The organism is Cumulibacter soli (genome assembly GCF_004382795.1).
GTDB lineage: Bacteria > Actinomycetota > Actinomycetes > Mycobacteriales > Antricoccaceae > Cumulibacter > Cumulibacter soli.
The window spans coordinates 40,123-63,993 of sequence record NZ_SMSG01000006.1 but is presented as its reverse complement, the minus strand read 5'-3'; the positions used below and the strand labels follow the sequence as shown (position 1 = coordinate 63,993).

24 protein-coding genes are annotated in these 23,871 nt (G+C 64.1%); 12 read left to right on the top strand and 12 right to left on the bottom strand.

Features of this window, described 5'->3' with window-relative positions:
* Positions 1 to 34 precede the first annotated feature (34 nt).
* Positions 35 to 382 carry an iron-sulfur cluster insertion protein ErpA gene (gene erpA, locus E1H16_RS13505; protein WP_134324426.1) on the top strand — a complete coding sequence of 116 codons (348 nt, stop codon included), beginning with the start codon at positions 35 to 37 and terminating at the stop codon, positions 380 to 382.
* A gap of 91 nt (positions 383 to 473) precedes the next feature.
* Here erpA and E1H16_RS13500 read toward each other — a convergent pair whose 3' ends face one another.
* Positions 474 to 1,691, bottom strand: coding sequence for an acetyl-CoA C-acetyltransferase (locus tag E1H16_RS13500; protein WP_134324425.1), 1,218 nt, complete (start codon positions 1,689 to 1,691; stop codon positions 474 to 476).
* A 256-nt stretch (positions 1,692 to 1,947) separates the two neighbouring features.
* Here E1H16_RS13500 and E1H16_RS13495 point away from each other — a divergent pair, with 256 nt between their 5' ends.
* Positions 1,948 to 3,216 carry an acyl-CoA dehydrogenase family protein gene (locus tag E1H16_RS13495; protein WP_134324423.1) on the top strand — a complete coding sequence of 423 codons (1,269 nt, stop codon included), beginning with the start codon at positions 1,948 to 1,950 and terminating at the stop codon, positions 3,214 to 3,216.
* Positions 3,217 to 3,682: 466 nt separating this feature from the next.
* Here E1H16_RS13495 and E1H16_RS13490 read toward each other — a convergent pair whose 3' ends face one another.
* From E1H16_RS13490 to E1H16_RS13470, 5 genes are all read right to left on the bottom strand, one after another.
* Positions 3,683 to 4,639 (bottom strand): hypothetical protein, encoded by a 957-nt coding sequence (locus tag E1H16_RS13490; RefSeq protein WP_134324422.1) that lies wholly within the window; start codon positions 4,637 to 4,639, stop codon positions 3,683 to 3,685.
* A gap of 587 nt (positions 4,640 to 5,226) precedes the next feature.
* The gene (asnB, locus tag E1H16_RS13485) at positions 5,227 to 7,146 is read right to left on the bottom strand and encodes an asparagine synthase (glutamine-hydrolyzing) (protein ID WP_134324421.1); all 1,920 of its coding nucleotides are present in this window, start codon (positions 7,144 to 7,146) and stop codon (positions 5,227 to 5,229) included.
* 70 nt (positions 7,147 to 7,216) lie between these two features.
* Positions 7,217 to 8,185, bottom strand: coding sequence for a nucleoside hydrolase (locus tag E1H16_RS13480; RefSeq protein WP_134324420.1), 969 nt, complete (start codon positions 8,183 to 8,185; stop codon positions 7,217 to 7,219).
* A 44-nt stretch (positions 8,186 to 8,229) separates the two neighbouring features.
* On the bottom strand, positions 8,230 to 9,000 hold the full coding sequence (locus tag E1H16_RS13475) for an ABC transporter permease (RefSeq protein WP_134324419.1): 771 nt from the start codon (positions 8,998 to 9,000) through the stop codon (positions 8,230 to 8,232).
* Positions 8,997 to 9,992: an ABC transporter ATP-binding protein gene (locus E1H16_RS13470; protein ID WP_134324418.1), complete on the bottom strand. Its 996-nt coding sequence runs from the start codon at positions 9,990 to 9,992 to the stop codon at positions 8,997 to 8,999. The genes E1H16_RS13475 and E1H16_RS13470 overlap by 4 nt, the downstream gene beginning before the upstream one ends.
* A gap of 102 nt (positions 9,993 to 10,094) precedes the next feature.
* Here E1H16_RS13470 and E1H16_RS13465 point away from each other — a divergent pair, with 102 nt between their 5' ends.
* The 6 genes from E1H16_RS13465 (at position 10,095) to E1H16_RS13440 (ending at position 14,033) form a co-directional block, all read left to right on the top strand.
* Positions 10,095 to 10,784 carry a TetR/AcrR family transcriptional regulator gene (locus E1H16_RS13465; RefSeq protein WP_134324417.1) on the top strand — a complete coding sequence of 230 codons (690 nt, stop codon included), beginning with the start codon at positions 10,095 to 10,097 and terminating at the stop codon, positions 10,782 to 10,784.
* Between the two features lie 178 nt (positions 10,785 to 10,962).
* Positions 10,963 to 11,880 carry an aa3-type cytochrome oxidase subunit II gene (gene ctaC / locus E1H16_RS13460; protein WP_243837860.1) on the top strand — a complete coding sequence of 306 codons (918 nt, stop codon included), beginning with the start codon at positions 10,963 to 10,965 and terminating at the stop codon, positions 11,878 to 11,880.
* A 12-nt stretch (positions 11,881 to 11,892) separates the two neighbouring features.
* The gene (locus E1H16_RS13455) at positions 11,893 to 12,324 is read left to right on the top strand and encodes a cytochrome c oxidase subunit 4 (protein ID WP_134324415.1); all 432 of its coding nucleotides are present in this window, start codon (positions 11,893 to 11,895) and stop codon (positions 12,322 to 12,324) included.
* Between the two features lie 88 nt (positions 12,325 to 12,412).
* A complete protein-coding gene (gene nthA / locus E1H16_RS13450; protein ID WP_134324413.1) occupies positions 12,413 to 13,036 on the top strand; it encodes a nitrile hydratase subunit alpha in 624 nt (207 codons plus the stop codon).
* Entirely contained in the window at positions 13,033 to 13,671 is a 639-nt protein-coding gene (gene nthB, locus E1H16_RS13445) for a nitrile hydratase subunit beta (RefSeq protein ID WP_134324411.1), read from the top strand. Before nthA ends, nthB begins: the two co-directional genes overlap by 4 nt.
* Positions 13,668 to 14,033 carry a nitrile hydratase accessory protein gene (locus E1H16_RS13440; RefSeq protein ID WP_134324409.1) on the top strand — a complete coding sequence of 122 codons (366 nt, stop codon included), beginning with the start codon at positions 13,668 to 13,670 and terminating at the stop codon, positions 14,031 to 14,033. Before nthB ends, E1H16_RS13440 begins: the two co-directional genes overlap by 4 nt.
* 4 nt (positions 14,034 to 14,037) lie before the next feature.
* Here the strand turns inward: E1H16_RS13440 and E1H16_RS13435 are convergent, their stop codons facing one another.
* Positions 14,038 to 16,116 carry a Stk1 family PASTA domain-containing Ser/Thr kinase gene (locus tag E1H16_RS13435; RefSeq protein ID WP_134324408.1) on the bottom strand — a complete coding sequence of 693 codons (2,079 nt, stop codon included), beginning with the start codon at positions 16,114 to 16,116 and terminating at the stop codon, positions 14,038 to 14,040.
* Between the two features lie 89 nt (positions 16,117 to 16,205).
* Between E1H16_RS13435 and E1H16_RS13430 the strand changes: the two genes are divergently transcribed.
* The 3 genes from E1H16_RS13430 to E1H16_RS13420 are packed head-to-tail and all read left to right on the top strand — an operon-like array spanning position 16,206 to position 17,191.
* A complete protein-coding gene (locus E1H16_RS13430; RefSeq protein ID WP_134324407.1) occupies positions 16,206 to 16,559 on the top strand; it encodes an Rv2175c family DNA-binding protein in 354 nt (117 codons plus the stop codon).
* Between the two features lie 9 nt (positions 16,560 to 16,568).
* A complete protein-coding gene (locus E1H16_RS13425) occupies positions 16,569 to 16,892 on the top strand; it encodes a lycopene cyclase domain-containing protein (RefSeq protein WP_134324406.1) in 324 nt (107 codons plus the stop codon).
* Positions 16,889 to 17,191, top strand: coding sequence for a lycopene cyclase domain-containing protein (locus E1H16_RS13420; protein WP_134324405.1), 303 nt, complete (start codon positions 16,889 to 16,891; stop codon positions 17,189 to 17,191). The genes E1H16_RS13425 and E1H16_RS13420 overlap by 4 nt, the downstream gene beginning before the upstream one ends.
* A gap of 16 nt (positions 17,192 to 17,207) precedes the next feature.
* Here the strand turns inward: E1H16_RS13420 and E1H16_RS13415 are convergent, their stop codons facing one another.
* Genes E1H16_RS13415 through E1H16_RS13405 form a run of 3 tightly spaced genes read right to left on the bottom strand, consistent with a single transcriptional unit; the run spans position 17,208 to position 20,663 of the window.
* Complete coding sequence (locus tag E1H16_RS13415; protein WP_134324404.1) at positions 17,208 to 18,113, bottom strand: phytoene/squalene synthase family protein; 906 nt, start codon at positions 18,111 to 18,113, stop codon at positions 17,208 to 17,210.
* Positions 18,110 to 19,573 (bottom strand): phytoene desaturase family protein, encoded by a 1,464-nt coding sequence (locus E1H16_RS13410; RefSeq protein WP_243837870.1) that lies wholly within the window; start codon positions 19,571 to 19,573, stop codon positions 18,110 to 18,112. Before E1H16_RS13410 ends, E1H16_RS13415 begins: the two co-directional genes overlap by 4 nt.
* Positions 19,574 to 19,589: 16 nt before the next feature.
* Positions 19,590 to 20,663, bottom strand: a complete 1,074-nt coding sequence (locus E1H16_RS13405) for a polyprenyl synthetase family protein (protein WP_208379057.1) — start codon at positions 20,661 to 20,663, stop codon at positions 19,590 to 19,592.
* Between the two features lie 66 nt (positions 20,664 to 20,729).
* Between E1H16_RS13405 and metF the strand changes: the two genes are divergently transcribed.
* Entirely contained in the window at positions 20,730 to 21,629 is a 900-nt protein-coding gene (metF, locus tag E1H16_RS13400; protein WP_134324401.1) for a methylenetetrahydrofolate reductase [NAD(P)H], read from the top strand.
* On the opposite strand, the gene E1H16_RS13395 is transcribed toward metF, so the two are convergent.
* Positions 21,613 to 23,202: a phytoene desaturase family protein gene (locus E1H16_RS13395; protein WP_134324400.1), complete on the bottom strand. Its 1,590-nt coding sequence runs from the start codon at positions 23,200 to 23,202 to the stop codon at positions 21,613 to 21,615. The genes metF and E1H16_RS13395 overlap by 17 nt on opposite strands.
* A complete protein-coding gene (locus E1H16_RS13390) occupies positions 23,195 to 23,755 on the bottom strand; it encodes a GNAT family N-acetyltransferase (RefSeq protein WP_134324399.1) in 561 nt (186 codons plus the stop codon). The genes E1H16_RS13395 and E1H16_RS13390 overlap by 8 nt, the downstream gene beginning before the upstream one ends.
* Between the last annotated feature and the right edge of the window lie 116 nt (positions 23,756 to 23,871).

The window sequence follows — 23,871 nt, the reverse complement described above, 5'->3', positions numbered from 1 at the left end:
CAATCCCATCTCGGCAGACAGATAGAGGTAGAACATGAGTGCTACGACTGAGGCCACCAGCGGAATCCAGTTGTCCGAGGCAGCGGCGAGCAAGGTCAAGTCGCTGCTGCAGCAGGAGGGGCGCGACGATCTTCGGTTGCGCGTCGCCGTCCAGCCGGGTGGCTGCTCCGGACTTCGGTACCAGTTGTTCTTCGACGAGCGTCAGCTTGATGGTGACGCGGTCCAGGACTTCGGCGGCGTAGAGGTCGTCGTTGACCGGATGAGCGTGCCGTACCTGGGTGGGGCGGTCGTCGACTTCGTCGACACGATTGAGAAGCAGGGCTTCACGATCGACAACCCGAACGCGACCGGCTCCTGCGCCTGCGGCGACAGCTTCAGCTAGATAGGTTTCGGCCCACACGAACTGCGGGGCTGTGCGTAACGCTAATTGATTAGTAGCGTTACGCACAGCCCCGCAGAACTGTATGGCGTGGTTACGCGCTGACGTTCTCGAAGATCGCCGCTAGTCCCTGGCCGCCGCCGATGCACATGGTCTCCAGACCGTACTTCGAACCGCGACGCTTCATCTCGTACGCCATCGTCGTCAGGATGCGGGTGCCAGTCGCGCCGACCGGGTGACCCAGGGAGATCCCCGAACCATTGACGTTCAGGCGCTCGTCATCCTGCGGGATGTCCCACTCGCGCAGGCACGCCAGGGCCTGCGAAGCGAACGCCTCGTTGAGTTCGATCAGGTCGATGTCCTTCCAGGACAAACCGGTGCGCTCGAACAGTTTCGCGACTGCGGGGACCGGACCAATTCCCATCGTCTTGGGCTGTACGCCGGCGTGTGCCCAGCCCACGAGCTTGACCATGGGAGTCAAGCCGAGTTCTTTCGCCTTCGCCTCAGTGGTGACCACGCACATGGATGCGGCGTCGTTCTGGCCGCTGGAATTACCCGCGGTGACCGTCGACTCGGCGTCGGACTTACCGCGGATCGGGCGCAACTTCGCCAGCGTTTCGACGGTTGTCTCGGGACGCGGGTGCTCATCGTCGACGATCTGCCGCTCGGGATCCTTACGCGTCGCCGGCAGCGTGATCGGCACGATCTCGTCGGCGAACTTGCCGTCGGCGATCGCCTTGGCCGCCTTCATCTGGGAGTGGTAGGCGAGCTGGTCCTGCTCTTCGCGGCCGATCTTGTATTCGGCGCGCAGATTCTCGGCGGTCTCGATCATCCCGCCCTCGACCGGGAAGGAGTGGCCACCGGCGGTGACGCGGCCGCGCATCAGACGGTCGACGAGCTGAACCTGCTCGCCCTTGACGCCCTGGCGTAGCCCGAGCGCGTAGAACTCGGCGTTGGTCATCGACTCGGCGCCACCAGCGACGATGGTCTCGTCGACGCCGGTCGCCACCTGCATGACGGCGTTGAGAACGGCTTGCAGACCCGACCCGCAGCGGCGGTCGAGCTGCCAGCCACCGGTGAGGATGCCGAGGCCGGCATCGAGTGCGGCGATGCGGCCGATCGCGGGGCTTTCGCCGTTGGGGTAGCACTGGCCGAGGATGACGTCGTCAACCTGGCCTTCCTTGAGTCCGGTGCGGGCCATGAGGCCCTTGAGCGCCTGGGTGGCGAGGTCCGGCGCTTGCAGCGGGCTGAATACGCCTTTGAAGCCGCCGATTGCGGTACGAACGGGGTTACAGATAACGACTGATTCCATGCGCCCAACTGTCCCATGACACCGGTCGCGACACGCCGGGAGCCTCGGCTGTGCCGCAGTAGACGTCGTCCTCTGCGACGTAGACCGGTCGTGTCTGACCAAACGTTCAGCGAATTTTGCTTGAGTGCCGGTTCGGTGTGTGCCGTTGACTGAGGTGCCCATACAGGCGTTAGGGTGGGTGCAAGCCTCGTTGCTGAACTAATGTTCACTGCAACGAGCTGCTCACGTAGGACACCCACGAGTACAGGAGCAATACATGGATTTCGACATTCCTCAGGATTTGCAGGATTACCTGGGTGTGCTTGATGACTTCATTGAGAAGGAAATCAAGCCGCTTCAGGAGCAGGATGACAACAACCGGTTCTTTGACCACCGTCGTGAGGACGCCCGTACCGATTGGGATCGTGACGGGTTGCCGAACGCCGAGTGGGAGGCGTTGCTGCAGGAGGCGAAGCGCCGCGCAGACGCTGCCGGGCACCTGCGGTACCCGTTCCCGAAGGAGTACGGCGGCCGCGATGGCACGAACCTAGGCATGGCGGTCATCCGCGAGCACCTTGCATCCAAGGGTCTGGGTTTGCACTGCGATCTGCAGAACGAGCATGCGATCGTCGGTAACAACGTCGGTCTGCTGCTGATGCTGGAATACGGCACGGACGAGCAGAAGGAAGAGTGGGTCGAGAAGCTCGCCACCGGTAAGCGTGGATTCGCGTTCGGTATCACCGAGCCGAACCATGGCTCGGATGCCACGCACATGGAAACCACGGCAGTGCGTGATGGCGATGAGTGGATCATCAACGGTGAGAAGACCTGGAACACCGGGATGCACTCGGCGGCGTACGACCTGATCTTCGCGCGGACCAGCGGTAAGGCTGGCGACGGTGACGGTATTACCTGCTTCCTCACGCCGACGGATGCACCGGGGTTCAAGATTGAAGAGTTCTTGTGGACCTTCAACATGCCTACTGATCACGCGCACGTGTCGTTCAAGGACATTCGGGTGCCGAACTCGGCCATCTTTGGTGGCGAAGGTAAGGGCCTGCAGGTCGTGCAGCACTTCTTCAACGAGAACCGGATCCGTCAGGCGGCCTCGAGTCTGGGAGCTGCTCAGTACTGCATCAACGAATCGGTGAAGTACGCGCAAGAGCGTAAGCCGTTCGGTAAGCCGTTGTCGACGAACCAGGGGATTCAGTTCCCACTGGTGGAGTTGCAGACGCAGGCGGAGATGCTGCGCGCGCTGATCCACAAGACCGCGTGGGCGATGGACAAGTACGGCGCGTTCTCGGTGTCGGACAAGGTGTCGATGTGTAACTACTTCGCGAACCGTCTGTGCTGTGAGGCTGCCGATCGTGCGATGCAGGTGCACGGAGGTATGGGGTACTCGCGGTACAAGCCGTTCGAGCACATCTACCGTCACCACCGTCGTTACCGGATCACCGAGGGCGCGGAGGAGATTCAGATGCGTCGCGTGGCCGGTTACATGTTCGGTTACATGAAGCAGCAGGCTCCCAAGGGCGTCAGCGCCTAACGCGAGAGTTGTTGTAGTGAACCGCCGGTCGCCAGTCATGGCGACCGGCGGTTCGCCGTTTCTATCACGTCTGAGTCGCGCGATCTCCTGTGACAGCGGGAAAGCAGGCCGTGAGCGAGGAAGCGACTTGGCTGTGGCGGCGTACGCCGGCGCCGGGCGGGGCGAGGTATGTCGGGCGTGGGCGGTAGCGAGGTACGGCGGGTGCCGGGTGCAGTCGGTGGGGAGGTATGTCGGGCGCGGGTTAGCGGCTCGTGGGCGGGGAAGTTGTCTGTGAGCGGGGAAAGATCCCCACTCTCGATGAGGAGATTCGCCTTGGGCACTTAGGTCTGCCGCCGATCGCGAAGCCCGTGCTCGATCCGTGGGATGGCCTCAGAACCCCGCGTCCGCCTCACCGCACCGGGCTTCGCGCATCCGGTCAACTTGGGCTGTCGACTCGGGAAGTAGGTGCGTCGCGGTGTCCGGTCGGCTAACTGACGCGGCATTGTGCTGTGTGTTCGGCGATCACGCGATGCAGGCGGTGCAGCAGCGGGCCTGGGTCGCGGAGGTCGGCGGCTATCGCGCGGATGACCACGTATCCCTGACGTGCAACCGCTTCCTGGCGCAGTTTCTCGTCATACAGCCGCTGGGCGCTCTCATCGCGGTCTTGCTCACGGGCGTCATATTTCTCGTAGCCGTCGTACTCCAGGGCAATCCGTGTGCCCTTGACGAGGAAATCGACGCGGGCAACGAATCTGCCGCCGGCATTACGAACGACGAATTGCGACTGTATCGGTATTCCGGCGCCCCGGACGAGGAGGCGCAACTGCGACTCACCAGGTGACTCAGCGTTCTGGTCGAGCAAGTCGATGGCTACCCGCGCACGAGCGATGCCACGTGTAGGGCTCAACGTACGAATCGCCGCGTGAAGGTCCTCGACGGACGATGAACCGCGATGCAAGATTGCATCCGCGGCGACCACTGCGGCGTCCGTGCCTAGTGCACAGCCGACCTGCGCGAACGCGATCGCTTCGGTGACGACGGGAGCCGCGTCGATATACGTTGACGGTAGGGCGCGGCTCGTACGACGTATGTGTAGGTCGCGGGTGCGCACCGTATCGCCACTAGTGAGGCGCACCAGCGTTGCCTGCCGGAGCCCGGTGGCGTACGTCGGTAGTTCGTGAGCCAGCAACGCGATCTCGTGGCTGACCAACGCATTACCGCCGTACGTGATCGCGATCGCCCTGGCTCGGTCCAGACTCCGTGCGGCATCGGAGTCCGGTCGGGCTGTACGTGCGTAGATCCCGCGCCAGACCTTCCGCAGTTGGCCAGCCCGCAGCAGCGTGTCGGTGTCTTCTTTGGTCATTCCACAGTCGTTGAGCTGACTTCGCGTGACGTAGTCGCGTTGGGCATCCAGCAAGCCGCGTAGTTGGTGTGACAGTTGCATGCGCGCAGCATCGCTGACATCACCGCATCTGTCTGGTCGACTCCCGGGTAGGTGGAAAACCGCTCGGCTTGTGGATAACACCGGCCGGCAGTGGAACAATCCCTGTCCCTAGTGGGAAGTACGTCGCAACGGAGACGACAGTCCAGACCACCGAAGGATGGCCCAACAGGAAAAGTGCGTCGACGGCGGGGATGTGTGTCGAGAGTGGGGAATGTTCCCCGTTCTGGTTCGGTAGGCCCGCTGTGGATCGGTAGGTCCGCCCTGGGGCGTGAGGTCGGCTTGGGAGGTGGCGGTTGCTTGGGCGCGTTCGGGGTTGGGATGTGCGCCGGCGGCGGGGATGTGTGTCGAGAGTGGGGAACGTTCCCCACTGTGGATCGGTAGGCCCACGCCGGATCGATAAGCCCGCTGTGGATCGGTAAGCCCGCTGTGGATCGGTAGGTCCGGCCCGGCTCGCTAGGCCCGCCCTGGATTGGTACGCCCGCCCTGGATTGTGAGGTCACGCGCGATCCGCAGATCTTTCTGCATGGGAACGTGTCATGGCAGCGGTGGTCGCGGTCGCGGGGTGCGCTCCCGACTGCAAACGAGAGTTAGAGGCGTACGGGGTAGTGGACGTCGGGCACTTCGGGCTTCAGCGTGCCTTCGATGAAGATCTCGTGCCACAGCAGGAACACCAGCACGGTCCAAATCTTGCGACTGTAGTCGTGAGGTCCGACTCGATGCTCGGCCAGCATGCGTTCGATGGCCTTCAGATCGATGAGGGCACCGGCCCCGGATCGGCGCAGGATATCGAGGGCCCAGTCGTACATCTCATCCTTCAGCCAGTGCCGCGTCGGCACCGGGAAGCCGAGTTTGCGGCGATTGAAGATGTGCGCTGGCACGATCTGCTTGAGTGCCTGTCGCAAGGCGTACTTCGTGGTCTCGCGCGGTACCTTCTGCTCAACCGGGATCGAACCTGCAACAGTGAACAGTTCCTTGTCCAGGAACGGGACGCGCAACTCCAGCGAGTTCGCCATGGTCACCTTGTCAGCCTTCACCAGAATGTCGCCGCGTAGCCAGGTGAACAGGTCAACGTACTGCATGGTCGTTACCGGGTCGAGACCGAGGTCAGTGGCGCGCGCGTAGATGTCCCGGGTGATGTCGGAGATCCTGCGATCCGGGTTGTGGGTCCGCAGGAAGCCGAGTTCATCGTCACGGAACAGTCGCGCGTTTCCGTAGTACCGCTCCGAGAGAGGAATCGATCCACGGCGCAGCAAATCCTTGCCACGCATGCCATCGGGGAGTTTGCGTGATACCTGTGCGAGTACCTTCTTCAGCCCTCGAGGCACCCGCTCGAACGCCTTGAGCGATATCGGCTCGCGATAGATGGTGTATCCGCCGAACAACTCGTCGGCGCCTTCTCCTGACAGCACCACCTTGACGTGTTTGCGGGCTTCGCGCGCGATGAACCACAGCGGCACCAGCGCCGGGTCAGCGACGGGATCGTCGAGATACCAGATAATCAGCGGTACGGCGTCCATGAACTCCTGGGGAGTCACCAGCCGCGTAATGTGCGTGACGCCGATGGCTTCGGCCGATTCGGCGGCGACATCGATTTCGCTGAACCCGTCACGTTCGAACCCAACCGTGAAGGTGAGCAGATCCGGGTTGTAGCGCTTGGCCAGCGCGGCGATCGCGGTCGAGTCGATCCCGCCGGAGAGGAACGAACCGACGGTGACGTCGGCGCGCATATGCATCCGAACCGATTCGTCCATCTTGTCGGCGATCCGGTCATACAGGCTCCCGGCAGCGGCATCGGAGGGCACCGGTGTAATCGGGAAGGTGGGATGGAAGTACCGCTGGATACTCAGCTTTCCATCGATAATGGTGAACGTGCAGCCGCTTTCCAGCCGGCGGACTTTCGTCTGCATCGACGCCGGCTCCGGAACATACTGCAACACCAGGTAATCCTGCAGCGCTTCAGTATCGACCGGGAGCGGATCGGCGCCAGGAGTCGATTCCAGCAACTCCAGTAGGCATTTCTTCTCTGATCCGAATATCACGCGACCGTCGGTTTCGGCGTAGTACAGCGGTTTGATGCCGAAGTAGTCGCGGGCGCCGAACACCCGTTTCTGGTGCGTGTCCCAGATCGCGAACGCGAACATGCCACGCAATTTGCTCACGCAGGCGTCGCCGTAGTATTTGTACGCCGCAACGATCGCCTCGGTATCACCATCGGTGGCGAACTCTGCGCCGAACTCCTCGGTGAGTTGTTCGCGCAATTCGACGTAGTTGTAGATCTCGCCGTTGAAGATGATCTGGTAGCGGCCGTCGTCGTAGGACAGCGGCTGGGCAGATTTCTCGATATCGATGATCGACAGTCTGGCGAACCCCAGGACGACATCCTGGTCATGCCACACCTGGGTGTCATCGGGGCCTCGATGGTGCATTTGCGGTAGCGCGGCGCGCATGGCCGCGGTGCTGCTCGAGGCGGTGTGCCCGGGGCAATACATGCCGAGAATTCCGCACACAGCTAGCTCCTTGCTCCAGGGGTCACGGCGAGCGTTAAGCCTACTTCGCAAGGAGGCCGCGACGTCGCAATCAACGCTGTTGCATACGTCGCGCCAGGGTCGCGAAAGAGTCCTCCAACACTTGCCAGAACCCACCCAGGTCGAGTCCGGTCAGCACCTCACTGTTGTGCCGCGTTGCGCCGAAGTCGATAACGCTCATCCCCGCGGTGAGCTCACCTTGAGTTTCCACCTGCGTCATCGCCTCGAGTGAGGTGAACAACTCGGGTGCGACGACGTACGCGGCCGCCACCGCGTCGTGCACCGCGGGCCCGGTGCCGGACGAGACGTACGAGGCAGGCGCGCTGATGGTGCCGGATGCCGATCGACTGTCGAAGTATCCGGCCACCGCGGGGCCCAGCAGCGCATCAGATAGGCGCCCAAACGTGCGCCAGCGGTCCATTCGTGCTGCGTCGATCCGCGCCTGAAGGGTGAGGTCCAAGGTGGTCAGCACCGGGCGCCACTCCGCTTCGAGTACGACGGCCGCCGCCTCCGGATCGGCATAGAAGTTGAACTCAGCGGCGGGGGTGATGTTGCCGCGAGTCCACGCTCCGCCCATCAGCACCACTTCCTTGGCCCACGTCGCGATGCGCGGTTCGCGCTGCAGGGCCAGGGCAACGTTCGTCATCGGGCCGGTGGCAAGGAGGGTGATCTCGCCCGGCCGCGCGGCTAGGTGCTCGATGATGGCGTCTGCGCCGGACCCTTCGGCTACCGGCGCGTCAGCGAACGGCAACTGTGCTCCGCCAAGACCGTCCTCGCCGTGCACATGGTTTGCGAATACGTTCGGACGCGCCAGTGGCCGCGCGGCACCAGCGGTCACCCGAATGTCGCTTCGACCGTAGAAATCCAGTAGCCGCAGTGCGTTGGTGGTCGTCACTTCCAGTGGCACGTTTCCCGCAACGCTGGTCACGGCGACGATCTCGACGTCGTCGCGGCCACTGAGCAGCGCAAGGGCCAAGGCGTCGTCGATTCCCGGGTCGCAGTCGAGGAGCACATGTTTCATCGCCTGAATCCTGACATCCCTCCGGGCGACCGACCCTCAGCGGTTCAGTTTCGGCGCATCAGGGCACGGGTCGTGAGGACGAGTCCGGCTATGCACCACAGCGCCACCACGATCAGATCGCGCCCCTGAGCGTCGAAGGAGGTCGATGCCAGGCCCGCCCGGATCAGGTCGGCGCTGGACTGGATCGGCAAGTAGGAGTGCAGCGTCTCGAGCCAATTCGGCAAGCGATCGGGTGGGAAGGTGATGGGAGAGAAGAGCATGACGAAGAACACGAGCACCTGGCTCAGCAGTTGCGCCATCAGCGGTGGGACGCTGACCGCTATGGCGTTGCCGACCGCGGTGGCCATGATCGTGACCAGTAAGCAGGCCAGAACTAGTAGGGGCCAATCGATCGACAGCGTGAGGTCGTAGCGCCACAGGGCAGTGAGGACCCCGACCGCTACTCCTGGCAGCGCGACCAGCAGCCACACGGTGAGGTCGGCAGCGAGGATGAGTCCTCGAGCCACCGGCAAGGAACGCACGTAGTCGTAGGTCCCGTCCGCGCGCGATCGGGCGATGCTCTGCGGCACCATGACAAACCCGACGGTCAGCAGCAGGATCACCGGCGCCCCGGTGCACAGCAGCAGCACCGTTTCGACGTCCGATTCGGGTATCAGAAATCCGAATCCGAGGATGATGCCGGCGGCGATGACCGCCTGCACCACAATAATCAGCGGCAGCATTCCGCCGACACCGGCCAGATTCCAGCGCAGCATCGTGCGGTACGTGGCTACCAAACCCGCCGGCGGGGTTGGTGACGCGGTGGTCGTGCTCATACCGGCTCCTCAGCGTGTTGTTCCGTGGCGGTCAGTGCGAGATAGGACTCCTCGAGCGTTGCCGGACCGAGGGAGAATCCGTCGATCGTTTTTGCCGCGCGCAGATCGCAGGCCCAGCTGACGGCCGCGGCGGCATCAGCTGCGCCGATCTGCAGCAATATGCGCCGTCCACTGCGTACGGTGCGGCGGCAGCCGAACGGGCGCGTCGGATGATCCTCGGCGTCCGGGGGCCCCGCGACGGCGAGTACGTCGACGTCGGTGGCATGCGGTGCGAACTGGAGGTCCAGGCGCAGGTCCGTCCCCTGGGTGCCCCGCAGCGCGATTGGCGACCCTTGAGCAACCAGACGCCCGGCCTGCAGTACAGCCAGGTCGTCAACGATCCGTTCGGCTTCCGAGACGTTGTGCGTGACGAGCAGGACGGCGGCACCTGCATCAGCGCGGCGCCGAACTGCTTCCCACAGCAGGCTGCGCCGCGCTGCGTCTACGTCATTGCTGGGCTCATCGAGGATGAGTAATGCCGTGGGCGAGGCGATGGTCATCGCGAATGTGGTCAGCCGACGGATACCTCCGGAGATTCCGCGTCCGTCGGGTAGCGCGCGCTGATCGAGCCACTGCGTGATGTCCAACTCCTCACCGAGTTGATCGGCCGCGGCGCGTGCCGCCGCAGGCGGCGCCCCGCGCACTCGCGCACTTAGTTCGATAGCGGTGCGCACGGTCAGTCCGTCGATCGGGGCTTGGCCCTGTGGTTGCAGGGCGAGGTGCCGTCGAGCTCGCGCCGGGGCGGCGAGGGCGTCGATACCGGCTACCCGGATAGATCCGCTATGGGGACGCAGCAGACCTGCGATCTGGGAGACGAGCGTGGTTTTGCCCGCACCGTTGTGCCCGAGAAGTCCGAGCACGGTCCCGCGGGCCACACTCAGCGTGATGTCGTCGTTCGCGAGGGTGTCGCCAAACCGTCGGCTGAGCCCTCGAATGTCCAGGATGTCGTTCATATCGCCTTCAAATACCATCGGTATGTAAATACCAACGGTATTTGGATTCCGTTGGTACGTCAAGACCGTTGGAGGCGTGCGTACTCGACTAGCATCCGGAGAATGTCTGCCTCTTCCGAATCGGCCGTGCCGCGCCCCGAACCGTTGTCTCGCGCGCAGCGTCGGCGTCAGACGCGACGTGCGCTGATGCACGCCGCGCGCCCCGTGTTCGCGGAGGTCGGTTACCACGGAGCGACGCTCGAGCAGATTGCGCGAGAGGCCGGCTACTCCAAAGGGGCGGTGTACTCGAACTTTCAGAACAAGGCGGAGTTGTTCCTGGCCGTGTTCGACGAGAACATTCGCCTCAGCGTCGCCGAGGCTGACTCGCAGCGACCGCCTACCGAGCACGACCTGCAGACCAGCGCCGACATCGCCGCAGCTGTAAGGGGATTCGGGCTTGCAACGCTCGAATTCATCGCCAGCGCCGCGCGCGATGACTCCTTGCGTGAGTCACTGCGTGAACGCATGGACGACGCGGTTCGCGCGTACTCCGGGGCACTCGCTTCAGAACGCGCCGATGACGACTCTCTATCAGCCGCCGACGTCGGTGCGATGGTGTTCGCGCTGATGCAAGGGGCCGATTTGCTTTCGCTCAGCGGTGGCGGCGTGGAGGCCGGCATCCTGAGCGCGGGGATAGAACGACTGCTGACCCCCGTTCCCGAGCCTGCGGATCGCGGCCTGAGCGCACTCGAATTACGCACGCGAGTCGCCGACTGGGTGGGACGCGAATACCTGACTGAGCACGATGAATAGTCGAATTCGAAGGGCTGTCCGGGGGCACACCTCGTGACGCGTGACGCGCCGGGACCGCTGGCCTGACCCAAAGCACACATCGGCGGATCGGTCTACTACGCTAAGGCCGTACATCTGGAGCCGTTTGATTTGCGGCGGGCCACGCCCGCGGTCAGTCACGCGTACAGGGAGGACCCACGTGCCCCGCATCGGACAGAAGCGCGCTTGGCGCACAGCAGCACTGGCGCTCGTCAGCACGCTCATCCTCGCGGGCTGCTCGCGCGCCGAGATCGAGGACAATCTGCGGTTTGGTTGGCCGGTCGGAATTACAGATCAGGCCGAGAAGATGCGCATTCTGTGGTCGTGGTCGTGTGTGGCTGCTCTCGCTGTCGGTGTGCTGGTGTGGGGCCTGACGTTCTGGGCGTGCGCGTTCCATCGCAAGAAGAACGACGAACTGCCCCGTCAGACGGCGTACAACCTGCCGCTCGAGGTCACCTACACCGCGTTCCCGTTCGTCGCCGTGGCCGTCATGTTCTACTACACCGTCGTCGTGCAGAACGACGTCACGGACCTCGACCGAGAACCCGACCACAACATCTCGGTGACCGCGTTCAAGTGGAACTGGGAATTCGAGTACGAAGACACGACGGATTCCGAAACCGACTCGATGATCTCGACCGTCGGGACCACCGACGAGATCCCTGTCCTGGTGCTGCCGTCGGGGTCGAGTGTCGGCTTCAACCTGCACTCGCAGGACGTCATCCACTCGTTCTGGATCCCCGAGTTCCTGTACAAGTTGGACGTCGTGCCGCACGGCATCAATGAGGACGGCACGCTGAAGGATCCGCCGATGGAGGGCTCGAACGAGTTCATCGTCGACATCAAGGAAGGCACCGAAGGTGCATACGTCGGCCGCTGCGCCGAGTTGTGCGGCGTCTACCACGCGCAGATGAACTTCGAACTTCGCGTCGTTACCCCCGAGCAGTACGAGGACTACATCGACGCGCGGGAGTCGGGAATGTCAAACGCCGACGCGCTGGAGTCGATCGGTGAAGAGCCGCTCGCTACCTCTACCCACCCGTTCGATCCGTCGCGCACCGCGAACAACAACTGGTAAGGGGACCGCACGATGAAGCTTGAATCCGTCGTCTTCCTGCTCTGTGGCCTCTTCCTCGAACTGGCTGCGATCGGGTACATCCTCGCCACCGACTTCGAACCGGCCGGATCTGTCGCGCTGGTGCTCTCTGGCGGGCTCTGCCTGTTCGTCGGCGGTTACTTCTGGTTTATCCGCCGCCGGATCGACGAACGCCCTGAGGACCGGGAGGACGGCGAGATCATCGAGGGCGCCGGGGACCTAGGCTTCTTCGCGCCCGCGTCGTACTACCCGATCGGTCTGGCCGCGGTGATCGTGATCCTCGGTATTGGGGTCGCGTTCTGGTACCCGTGGGTCATGGTCGTCGGCGCCGTCGCGATCCTCGGCATGGTGTGCGGAATGACCTTCGAGTTCTACACCGGTCAGAACAAGGAGCACCACCGCGGCGAGGTAGCCGAGCACGTCTAGGTCGGCACACAGCCACTCCACCGCGTCCGGCACCCACGAGGGTGCCGGACGCGTTCTTGGTACTGGCGAATGTCGGTATGGTGGGCTGATGGACCACCTTGATCATCCCGAGTACAGCGAGTTGTCTGAGATGGATGCGCGGGTGCGTGCCCTGGAGACCCTGTTGACCCAGAAGGGTCTGATTGACCCGCGCGCGTTGGACGCCGTGATCGAGCGATATGAGACCGAGGTCGGTCCGCACAACGGTGCCGCGGTCGTGGCCAAGGCGTGGAGCGATGACGCCTACCGTGAGTGGCTGCTCCGCGATGCCGACGAGGCTATCGCGTCATTGGGATACATCGGCCGTCAAGGCGAGCACATGGTCGCCGTGCAGAACACGCCGCAGCAGCACAACATGGTCGTCTGCACGCTGTGCTCCTGCTATCCCTGGCCGGTGCTCGGCCTACCTCCGGTCTGGTACAAATCGCCGGCGTACCGCTCACGCGCCGTGATCGACCCGAGGGGAGTGCTGGCCGACTTCGGTGTCACGCTCGACGATTCGGTGCGGATCAAGGTTTGGGACTCGACCGCGGAGATTCGGTATCTGGTGATTCCGATGCGTCCGGACGGAACCGACGGGATGACCGAACAGCAGCTTGCCGAATTGGTCACGCGCGACAGCATGATCGGCACCGGGGTCGTATCGGTGCCCGTTTCGGGAGGACGGGTATGAACGGCGCGCAGGACCTTGGCGGCGGCCAGAATTTCGGCCCGGTCGTTCCCGAACCCGATGAGCCGGCGTTCCATCACGACTGGGAACGCCGGGCGATGGCGATGACGCTGGCTATCGGTGCGCTCGGGGTGTGGAATATCGATCAGAGCAGGCATGAACGCGAGAAGCTGCCGCCGGCGACGTACCTCACCAGCAGCTACTACCGAATTTGGATCCTGGCGCTGCAGAATTCGCTGGATGCGCTCAACCTGCTCGAGCGCACCGACCTCACGGCGCGCACTGCCGAGGAACTGGTAGGTGCGTTTTCGGCGCGGGCGAGCTACGAGCGCCCCACTGATACCGAACCGGCATTCGCCGTCGGCCAGCGTGTGCTCACTCGCCGGGAGAACCCCACCGGGCACACCCGCTTGCCGCGGTACGCCCGCGGTCGAATCGGCACGATCGCCGCGATTCGGGGCGCACACGTTTTTCCCGACCGCAACGCGGTGCCTCTCGGTGATCGACCCGACAAGACACCTGAGTGGCTGTACACTGTCGACTTTGCCGGCACCGAACTCTGGGGTGAGGGCAGCGATCCGACCCTGACGGTCTCCATCGACGCTTGGCAACCGTACCTGCAGGCGGTGTCCGGATGAGTGCCGAGAGCGCGGCCGCGACGTTGCGGCACATCGCCGCGGCCTGTGGTGACGAGATGCCGCTGCCACCGCGCGGGGACGAACAGGTCTTCGATGCCCCATGGCAGGCGCAGGTGTTCGCGATGACCGTGGCGCTGCACGAACGTGGAGTGTTTACCTGGAGTGAATGGGCCCGAAAGCTCGGCGCTCATGTCGCCGGCGCCGAAGCCGATGGATCGGACTACTACGAGCGGTGGGCCGACGCGCTGTCCGAACTACTCGTCGAGCGGGACGTGGTAGCTGCCGGCAGCCTGAGGAAACTGACCGAGGCGTGGCATGCCGCGGCGGCACGTACGCCACACGGGCAGCCGATCGCGCTGTGATCGATCAGACCACCTGAATAGTCACCGTCGAGCCGCGCTTGGCCATAGTGCCGGCCTCCGGAGACTGCACAGCCACGAGTCCTAGCGTGGTGAATACCGTGCTGATGTCGACGACAAAGCCTGCCTCCTCCAACGTCGCGGTCGCAGAGTCGGTTGAACTCCCAATAACCTTGGGCACCTCGACGAGATCGGGGCCCTTGGAGAGCACGACAGTTACTTGAACATCGGCGCCCGGCTGCGCCTTCGTACCGGCCGCCGGTTCGGTTTTGGCGACGGTGTCGATCTCTTCGTCCGAGAACACCTTCTCGTCACTGACTGACGGCGAGAAGCCAGCCTCGGTCAGCGTCTGCATTGCCTCATCGGCGGAGACACCGTGGACGTCGGGTAACGGCACCGGAGTTCGGCCTTTGCTGATGATGACCTGCAACGTCGAGGATGGTTTCATCTCAGTACCAGCCGGTGGCTTGAAACCGACGACAGCATCGGCCGCGACGTCCTCGTCGTACTCGGCGACGACCTCAATCTCGATCCGGTCGCCCACCAGCGAGGTGATGCTGGACATCGCCGTCGTCGACTCCTGTCCGATCAATGCTTCGCTGACGACGTACCGCTCGGGGCCCTTGGAGAGCACGACGTCGACGTCGGTGCCCCTGGTGACTTTGGTCCCGGCCGCCGGATCGACGCTGATCGGGCTACCCTCCGCGACCGTTTCGGAAAACTCCGACTCACCCAGACGGATGTCCACGCCGGCTTCACCGGCAAGGTCGGACAGGTCCTGTTGAGAACTGGCGGTAGAGAAATCTGGGACCGTCGTCCAACGACCCCACTGCATCCACCAGAAGCCGGCACCGGCCAGCAGCGCCGCCACCGTAACTAACACGATGACGGGCACGACCCAGCGGCGCTGGCGTCGATGCCGGGGCGGGTCGTCGTCATCCTCATCCAGATGCTCGTCGTCGGTTTGTTGTCGGTCCGAGCTGGTCATGATCGCGGCGGGCTGTTGGGCGGTCGCGCCGCCGCCGGAATCGCCCGCGTCCTCGGCGGTGTCGTCGTCGGCCTGCGGATCGCCCTGTTCGCGAGTGTCACGAGTGTCGCGGGCATCGGGGGGATTCCCGTCGGCTGGCGTCGCGCCGACGTACTCGGTCGCGCCGGTACCGCCCGTCGCCGATGTCTGCAACGCGGCAGGTGGTTCTATCGTCGGTGCGTCGACGTCGCTCAGTGCCAACGAATCGCGGGCCGCGTGCGTCATTTCCAGCATTCGCCGGGCATCAGCGGGACGCTTCAGGGGATCGCGGGTGGTCGCGGAAATCACGAGGTCGTCGAGTTCGCCGGGTATGTCCGAATCGGACTCCGATGGAGGAGGTACATCGTCGTTGACGTGACGGTACGCAACGGACACCGCGTTGTCTCCGACGTACGGCGGCGAGCCGGTAAGCATCTCGTACAACATGATGCCGGCCGCGTACACGTCGCTGCGCGCATCGGCGCGCCCGGTAGTCACCTGCTCAGGCGACAGGTAGGCGATGGTGCCGAACACCGCGCCGGTCTTGCCGGAATGGGTGGTGTGGCTGCTTTCGGCCACGGCTCGGGCTAGACCGAAGTCGGCGACCAACACCCGACCGTTGCGGTCGATCAGGATGTTTTCCGGTTTGACGTCCCGGTGTACGAGACCTTCGGCGTGTGCGGCGCCCAGGCCGCGCAGCAGCGGTTCCATGACGGCCAGCGCCGCACCCGGCGATAGCGTGCCGCGTTCGCGCAGTAGGTCTCGCAAGGTGCCGCCGCTGACGAGTTCCATGACCAGGTACACCGCGGAGTGCTTCTCATCGGTGCCTTGGTCGTGCACGGTGACGATGTTGGGATGCAGGATGCGCGCCGCGGCGCGCGCTTCGCGAGTGAACCGGTCGAGGAACGGCGGGTCGGCAGCGAGGTCGGCGTTCATGATTTTGATCGCGACCGGTCGGTCCAGGCGCTCGTCATGTCCGACGTACACCAGGGACATGCCACCGCTGGCGAGTCGGCGTACGACTCGGTATCGACCGTCGAGCAGCACGCCGACCATCTGATCAGGCGTGGTCGAACTCACGACGCGTTATTTTACTGGTGTTATGGCAGTTCCGGCGGCAGCCGCCGGGTGCGTGGCGCGCCGGAATCGGATCGTGGCAGGGTTGAGGGGTGAGCGATCTGAAGAGCACTTGGCCCTCGTGTGAATGGTTGACCTACGCGCAGGTCGCAGAACGATTGGGCATCGAGGTAAAAATGGTCCGCCAATTGGTCCGAGACGGCGGACTGTTGGCTCGCGGGGGAGACGACCCACAGCGCATCCCGGCTGATCTACTGCCCGGCGGTGTGATCTCGAAGTATCTGCGCGGCGTGATCAGTGTGTTGCGTGACGGTGGGTTCTCCGACGATGAAGCCCTGCGTTGGCTGTTGGAACAGGACGAATCGATGGGCGGGACGCCGGCGTGGGCGCTGCATCACGACCTGCATCGCGAGGTCACCCGCCGCGCGCAAGCGATGGCCTTCTAGTAGGCCACTATGGGCGAGTGGACCTATCTCGTCATCTTGCTGGCGACCTTCGCGGCGGCAGCATGGTTGGAGGCGTGGCCAGGGGTACGGGTGCTGCGAAACCCGCGAAGGCTGGGCGTGGCGTTACTGCCTGGCATCGTGTTTCTGCTGTGGGACATCGTCGTCGCAGAGCGAGGTTGGTGGTCGTTCAGCGATGACTTGACCCTGGGTCCGCAGATGTGGGGGTTGCCGCTCGAGGAGATCGCGTTCTTCTTGGTCGTACCCACGTGCGCGATTCTCGGGTACGAAGCGGTGAGTGCAACGCTGGATCGGCTACGCGAGCGGCGCTCATGACGTACACGATCGGCGCTATCGTTGCGATCCTCGCAGCAGTACTTTTCGACGCGTTCGTCACTCGTCAGCGCCTCACCTTGCGCGGCCGGTTCTGGCTTGCCTACGCGATCATCCTGTTCTTTCAACTGATCATGAACGGGTTCCTCACCGGCTTGCCCATCGTCAGCTACGATCCGGCGGTGCACTGGGGCCCGCGAATTGTGTACGCGCCGATCGAAGATATCGGCTTTGGGTTCGGGTTGGTGCTGTCGGTGCTGAGCCTGTGGAGCAAGACTGGGACGTCCCGACCGAAGCAGTAATTCGGGCTCGAACGAGTCATCCTCGATGAGATCGCGTGTCGGAATGACCGAGTCTGACGCGGGTGCGCGAGAGGATTGCACGTGCCAACAGCGGCATCGCGACTCGCACCCGGTTCAGTTCGCTCACGCGGTGCCGCGTGCCGAGTACGGCGTAGTCCGCAGCCTCGATCTTGTCTAGAATTCCCTTATACAGCACGAAAGCAGCTCGAATACACGGTTGCCCGTCGGGGTTCAACAGCGCGATGCCAGGTTCGGCTTTGGCATACAACGTGCGTGCGTAATCAGCGGCGTCGGCGACCACTGACCGCACGGCTGTGCGCTCGCGGGTTCCTGGGTCCGCACCGATCCGAGTGAATAGCTCGGTCGGAAGATAGATTCGCCCACGGCTGAGATCCTCATCGTAGTCGCGGCAGAAGTTGGTGATCTGGAATGCTTCCCCGAGAGCCGCGGCGCTCGGGGCGGCGCGATCCCAATCTTCATCGGATACCCCAATGACGCGTGCCATCTGGAGTCCGATGACCGCGGCGCTTCCCCAAGTATATTCGTGAAGTTCCGACCAGTTCGCAAACTCGCGCGGACTCAGGTCCATCCGCATAGCGTCCAGGAAATCGCACAGCCACTGCGGATCGAGTTCATATCGCAGAACGGTGTCGACCGTTGCGGCCAGCAGTGGATGGTTGCTGTAACCGGCCTCGATGCCGGCTATGAGTTCCTCCTGTAGGCCATCAAGTACGGCGGGATGCGGAGTTTGCGAGATGTCCACATCCGCTAAATCGTCGACATATCGGGCGAATCCGTAGAGCGCCCAGACAGCCGGGCGTGTCGCCGGAGGTAACAGGCGGGACGCGAGGTGGTAGGTCCGGCCGTGCTCGGCCAGCAGCGCGCGGCAGGATCGGTATGACTGCGCCAATTCGGGGGTCATCGCGCAGCCCCGACCAACCGTTCGGCCGCGAGCTCGCCGGACAGGATCGAGGTCGGTACGCCGACCCCCGGTACCGTGCCGGCGCCCGCGAGTGCGATCTGATTCAGGCCGCGAATGCGGTTATTCGGGCGGAACGGTCCCGTCTGGGCGAAGGTATGCGCGAGCGAGAACGGCGTCCCTGCGCGCATGCCGGCGTGTCGCCAGTGAGCCGGCGAAACTACGCGACGAATCATCGACTCCTCGAGCGCTAGTCCGCGCTCGCGGAGCCGCGCCAATCCGGTACGCACGATGTCATCGACGACATGAGCGCTTAGTGCGCGGCGCTGTTCATTCGGACACGGCAGCAGTACATACAGCGGTTGGGTACCGGCGGACTGCCGAGATGGATCGGAATGTGCGGCGGCCGACACCAGCACGCTCGGGTCGCTCATCGGCCGGGCCTGATCGATGAGCTCGCTGAACGTCTCATCCCAGTTCTCGCCGAAGTGGATGGTGTGGTGTGCGTCAACTCCGGCGAGGGAACTCGGTGCGTTCAGATGCAGCAGTACGCAGGACGGCGAACGACGCAGGTGACGCCGGATCGGGCGTATGCCAAGCAACTCACGTGCGCGTTCTGGATCGCAGGTCAGCACTATGGCGTCCGCAGCCACGATCTCGTTACCGATGACGCGTACGCCGGTGACGCGGTCGCCTTGGCGCACGACGTTGGTCACACGCGTGCCGGTGCGGACCTCGACATCGCAATCGCGTAGTGCCGCTGACATTGCTTCGGTGATCGCGGCCATGCCCCCGACAGGGGAGTAGACCCCTGCGATGACGTCCATGTAAGTGATGACGTTGTACAGCGCGCGAGCCTTGGCTGGGGCCAACCCGGCGTACAGCGCCTGAAAAGACACCAGACGTCGGGTGCGCGGATCGCCGAGGCGACGGTCGACCTGCGCGCCCATGGACGAAAACCCCCGTAGCCGCAGTAGGTCTAGCAAAGGCCGCGACAGCAGATCGAACGGGGAGTCGAAACTCTTTCGCATGAATGGCTCGAAGGTGACGTCATACAGTCGAGCGCAGTAGTCGGCGAACTTGACGAACCGGTCCGCTTCGACCGAGCCACACGCCGCCTCGATGGACGCCGCGGTCTTTGCGATGGAGTCGCGCACCTCAATGACCGACCCGTCGGCGTAAGTGGCGCGGTATGCCGGATCAAGGCGATTCAGCTGCAATCGCGACGTCATAGTAGATCCCAGTGCTGCGAAGGCGGCTTCCAGGATCTCGGGCATCGTCAGAACGGTCGGTCCGGACTCGTGCCGTACGCCGTCCAACACCAGGTCATGACAGAGCCCGCCGACATACGACGATTGCTCGAGCACGATGACATCGCACCCCGCGCCGCGCAGATGCATCGCGGCGCTCAGGCCCGACAGTCCGGCACCGACGACCACCACCCGGCGCGGTGCGGGATTCATGGTGCGCACGGCGCTCTCATCGAGATCGGCTGGTCGCCGCCGCGGCGAGTGAACGTAAAGCATCACGTCCAACGGGGTCGAGATCGACGCGATCGAGGGCGTCGAGCGCGGTGGCCGTGCGCTCCTCGATGATTTGCTCGACGTCGGCCGTCGCTCCGGAATCGGAGATGAGCCCGCGCACGCGTTCGATATCGGTCTCGGTCAGGTCGGGGTCACCGAGTGCCTCGGTCAGCTCGGTACGGTCGCCGAGGTGATCGAGGGCGCGGGCGATCAACGCCGTGCGTTTGCCCTCGCGAAGATCGTCACCCGCCGGTTTGCCGGTCACGGCTGGATCGCCATAGACCCCAAGTAGGTCATCGCGTAATTGAAACGCGATTCCGATGTGCTGACCGAAAGTGGCGTACGTCGAGCGCACATCCTCGCCCGCGCCGGCGATCGCGGCACCGATCAACAGCGGCCGCGCGACCGTGTACGACGCGGACTTCAACGCCGCCACCTTCAGCGCCGACTGCACCGCGAGCTCGGGCGGGGCGGGGCGCGCCTGTTCGAGTACGTCGAGGAACTGCCCGGCCATGACTTCGATCCGCATCAGATCCAACTCGCTGCGCACACGCAATAACGCTGCGTCGCTGAGTTGTGAACCCTGCACGACGGCGTCCGCCCAGATCAATGCAAGGTCGCCGAGCAGGATCGCGACGGCGACGCCGTACTTTTCAGCGCTACCGGCAAATCCACCCTCGAGGTGTAAGTGTTCGAAGGTGCGATGAGCGCTCGGGCGGCCGCGTCGCGAGTCCGACTCGTCGATGATGTCATCGTGCACCAGCGCCGCGGCCTGAATCAGCTCCAACCCGGAAACCGCGTCGATGACGTGCTGATCGGCGCTCCCGCCGCCCGCTGCGCGCCACCCGCAGTATGCGAACAGCGGCCGGATACGTTTGCCGTCTGCGCAGAAGTCGATCAACGCATGCGCGACCGGTCGCAAGTCCTCGCTGAGCGAGGCGAGATGCTCAGCGCGCTCGGACAGGTGTTCAGATAGCGCGCTATCGATGCGTCGACGAATCGCGTCGAGGTCGATAGGGGAAGGAAACATACCGCTCACGGTTGACCAGTATTCCTTGTCGTCGGCCCGTCGTGGCCGACGGCTATCCTGGAGGGCATGCTCAACCCCCCTCGTGAACGCTCGGTGCGTGCTGCCCTGGACGCCGGTCGAACGTTCTCCTTCGAGTTTTTCCCGCCTCGGGATGACGCCTCCGAGACGCAGCTGTGGAACACGATCAGGCAACTGGAGAAACTCCATCCGGCTTTCGTATCGGTGACCTATGGAGCGGGCGGTACGACGCGAGAGGGCACCTTGCGCATCACAGACCGGATCGCGGCCGAGACCACGATGTTGCCGCTCGCGCATCTGACCGCAGTGAACCACTCGGTCGATGAGTTGCGGTCCTTGCTCGGCAAGTTCATCGCCGGCGGCGTACACAACATTCTGGCCGTGCGTGGGGATCCGCCCGGTGATCCGGAGGGCGAATGGATCAAGCACCCCGAAGGCCTGGAGTACGCCGCGGAACTCGTGCGCCTGGTGCGCGCGACCGGCGACTTCAGCGTCGGCGTGGCGGCATTCCCGTACAAACACCCGCGTTCGATCGATATCGACTCCGATGCGCGTTACTTCGTCGAGAAGGCCAACGCGGGCGCGGACTATGCGATCACCCAGTTGTTCTTCGATGCCGAGGATTACCTGCGGCTGCGCGATCGGATCGTCGCGCTCGGCTGCGATGTGCCGATCATCCCTGGTGTGCTGCCGGTGCTGTCGATGGGGACCATTGAGCGAGCCCCGAAACTGTCGGGCGCGCCGTTCCCGGCGGCTCTGGGTACTCAGTTCGACGCCATACGTACTGATCCAGCAGCAGTGCGCGCATTGGGGATCGAACGAGCGACGCAGTTGTGCGACACCTTGCTGAACGAGGGCGCGCCAGGCATCCACTTCATCACGATGAATCGCTCGAAAGCGACCGAGGAGATCTACGCGAACTTGCGTTCGCTCAACCTCGCTTCCTAGCCCACCAGGTACGTAGCTCCTGACGTTTGGGATGGCGCAAGTCGTTCAGCAGCACCGTGGCGGCACTGCGCCCACTGGCACCGAACACCCCACCGCCGGGATGAGTGGAGGCTCCGGCGAGATAGAAGCCGTCCACTCCAGCCAGACGGTACCCAGAGTCTTCGGGGGTGGGTCGCAGGCTGAACATCTGGTCGAGGGTCATCTCCAGGTGCATGACATTCGCTTGATGCAGCCCGATTTCTTCCTCGAGGTCGACCGGCGTTTGAATGTGCACATCTTTGATCGACGATCGAAACCCTGGCGCGTGCCGCTCGACGACGTCGAGGAGTTTGTCGGCCTCGCGCTGGCCGATAGCAGACCACGGCTCGTCGATCACGTGGTGCGGATGCCACTGACCCCAGATCGTGACGGTATGTGTGCCGCGCGGTGCCAGTGACGGATCGTCCACCGTCGGGCACATCACCAGCGCGGCGGGATGTGATGGTGTGCGATGCGACAGGAACTCACCATGGTTGCGGCGCAGTTCGTTCCGGTCCGCGCACAGCAGCGCCATCGCACGATGGGCCACACCGTCAGTGTCTCCTGCGTACGCCGGCGGGCGGTCGGTCCATGCCCGCAGCACCATTCCGATCCCATTTCCGGTGCGCGTTGTGCTGCGTAAGCGGTCGGCGGCTTCCGTGGCGGTCCCCGCGACTAACTCCGCCGTCGTCCAGGCGTGCGCTGCACTGAGCACTCTGGCGCAGGTGATCCGGCGCCCGGACGCGAGGGTGAGCGTGAACCCGTCACCGGTTCGCTCGATGCTCCGCGCCGCATCGCCGACGCTGAGTGCGCCGCCATCGGCTTGCAGTCGATCGGCGAGCGCCTGGGTTAGAGCGCCGCTGCCGCCTATCGGCCGCCCCGGCGGGATCGAGTGCATCATCGTCAACCAGCCGACCATGTCGGCGCTGCCGACCTCATGGCTGGCCGGACCGGATTGCGCGGCCATCCAGGCAAGCCCCGACTTCAGCCGCTCGTCGGTGAAATATGCATCGAGGACGGCGTCGGCCGAACCCACGAACTCGCGGACCATCCGTGGGGTTCGAACGCCGGGCAGCCGTGCGAGGTCACGCATCGCCCGCGCCAGGGCTCCGGGCGTCGGCGCGGTTTGAAAGAACGAGAAAATGACCCGGTTGCGGGGCAGCCAATCCCGCACGAAGCGGCGATACGCGTCGGCGTCCGCCGCGCCACATGCCGCGGCGATCGAGGCGCACGTGCGTTCGGTGTCGTGCCAGAACGTGATCGCATCACCGTGCTCAGTCGCCGGTACGAATCCCCACGGATCCATATCGACGTACCGCAGGCCGTGTGCGCGTAGGCCGAGGTCCTCGATGATGCCGGTGTGACGGATCATGATGTGCGCACTGGATCCGCGGTCCATGCGCACCCCGGGGAATCGTTCGACCGTCGAGACGGCACCGCCGATTACCTCGTCGCGTTCGATCACCTCGACGTCCAGCCCGGCGCGAGCGAGATAGCACGCCGCGACCAGCCCGTTATGACCTGAGCCGATGACGGTGACATCGCGATCAACCATTGGCGACGACCTTTCCGAGAATTTCGAAATCACGCGGATCACCGGAGAAGCGGAAGCGTGATACCAGTGGCCGATACCCCTCGTCGGCGTACAGCGCAGCAGCCGTGGTCGGTCCGGTTGGCGTGGAGAGCACCATTGTCGAGCACGGTTGTACTGCGGTGATCTCGCGTAGCAGCGCACGGCCGATCCCGGCCCCCTGCCAGGCGGGGGAGACATGGATCTCGCATAACTCGAACGCATCGTCGAGCCAGTCGCGCGATGCGTCGGCAGCCGGCAGCGTCAGCGCCCGGGCGACTTCAGCGCCCCACCACTGCCCGTCGAGTACTCGGTACCCGTACGCGAAGCCCACCAGCCGATTGCGGTGGAACGCCCCGAACGCCCGCAGATCGGGGTAATTCAGTTGGCTTTGGGCGAGTCGGATTCGTGGTGCGATGAAGGCTTCGGGGTAGCCCATTGCCTCGGCGAAGATTGCGAATGCCTCGGGCAGCACGGCATGGAACTGCTCCGCTGTCAGCGCGCGTACCCGCGCCGGTCGTCTACGACGGGTGCGCATGATGAGGCGGGGGATGCAGCGCGGCTGATGGCATAGGGCTATCTTTGCCGATCGGGATCATTGTGGATACGAGGGGGCGCCGGTGGCTGCGCGCGGATCGAGCGGTGCAGGCACGA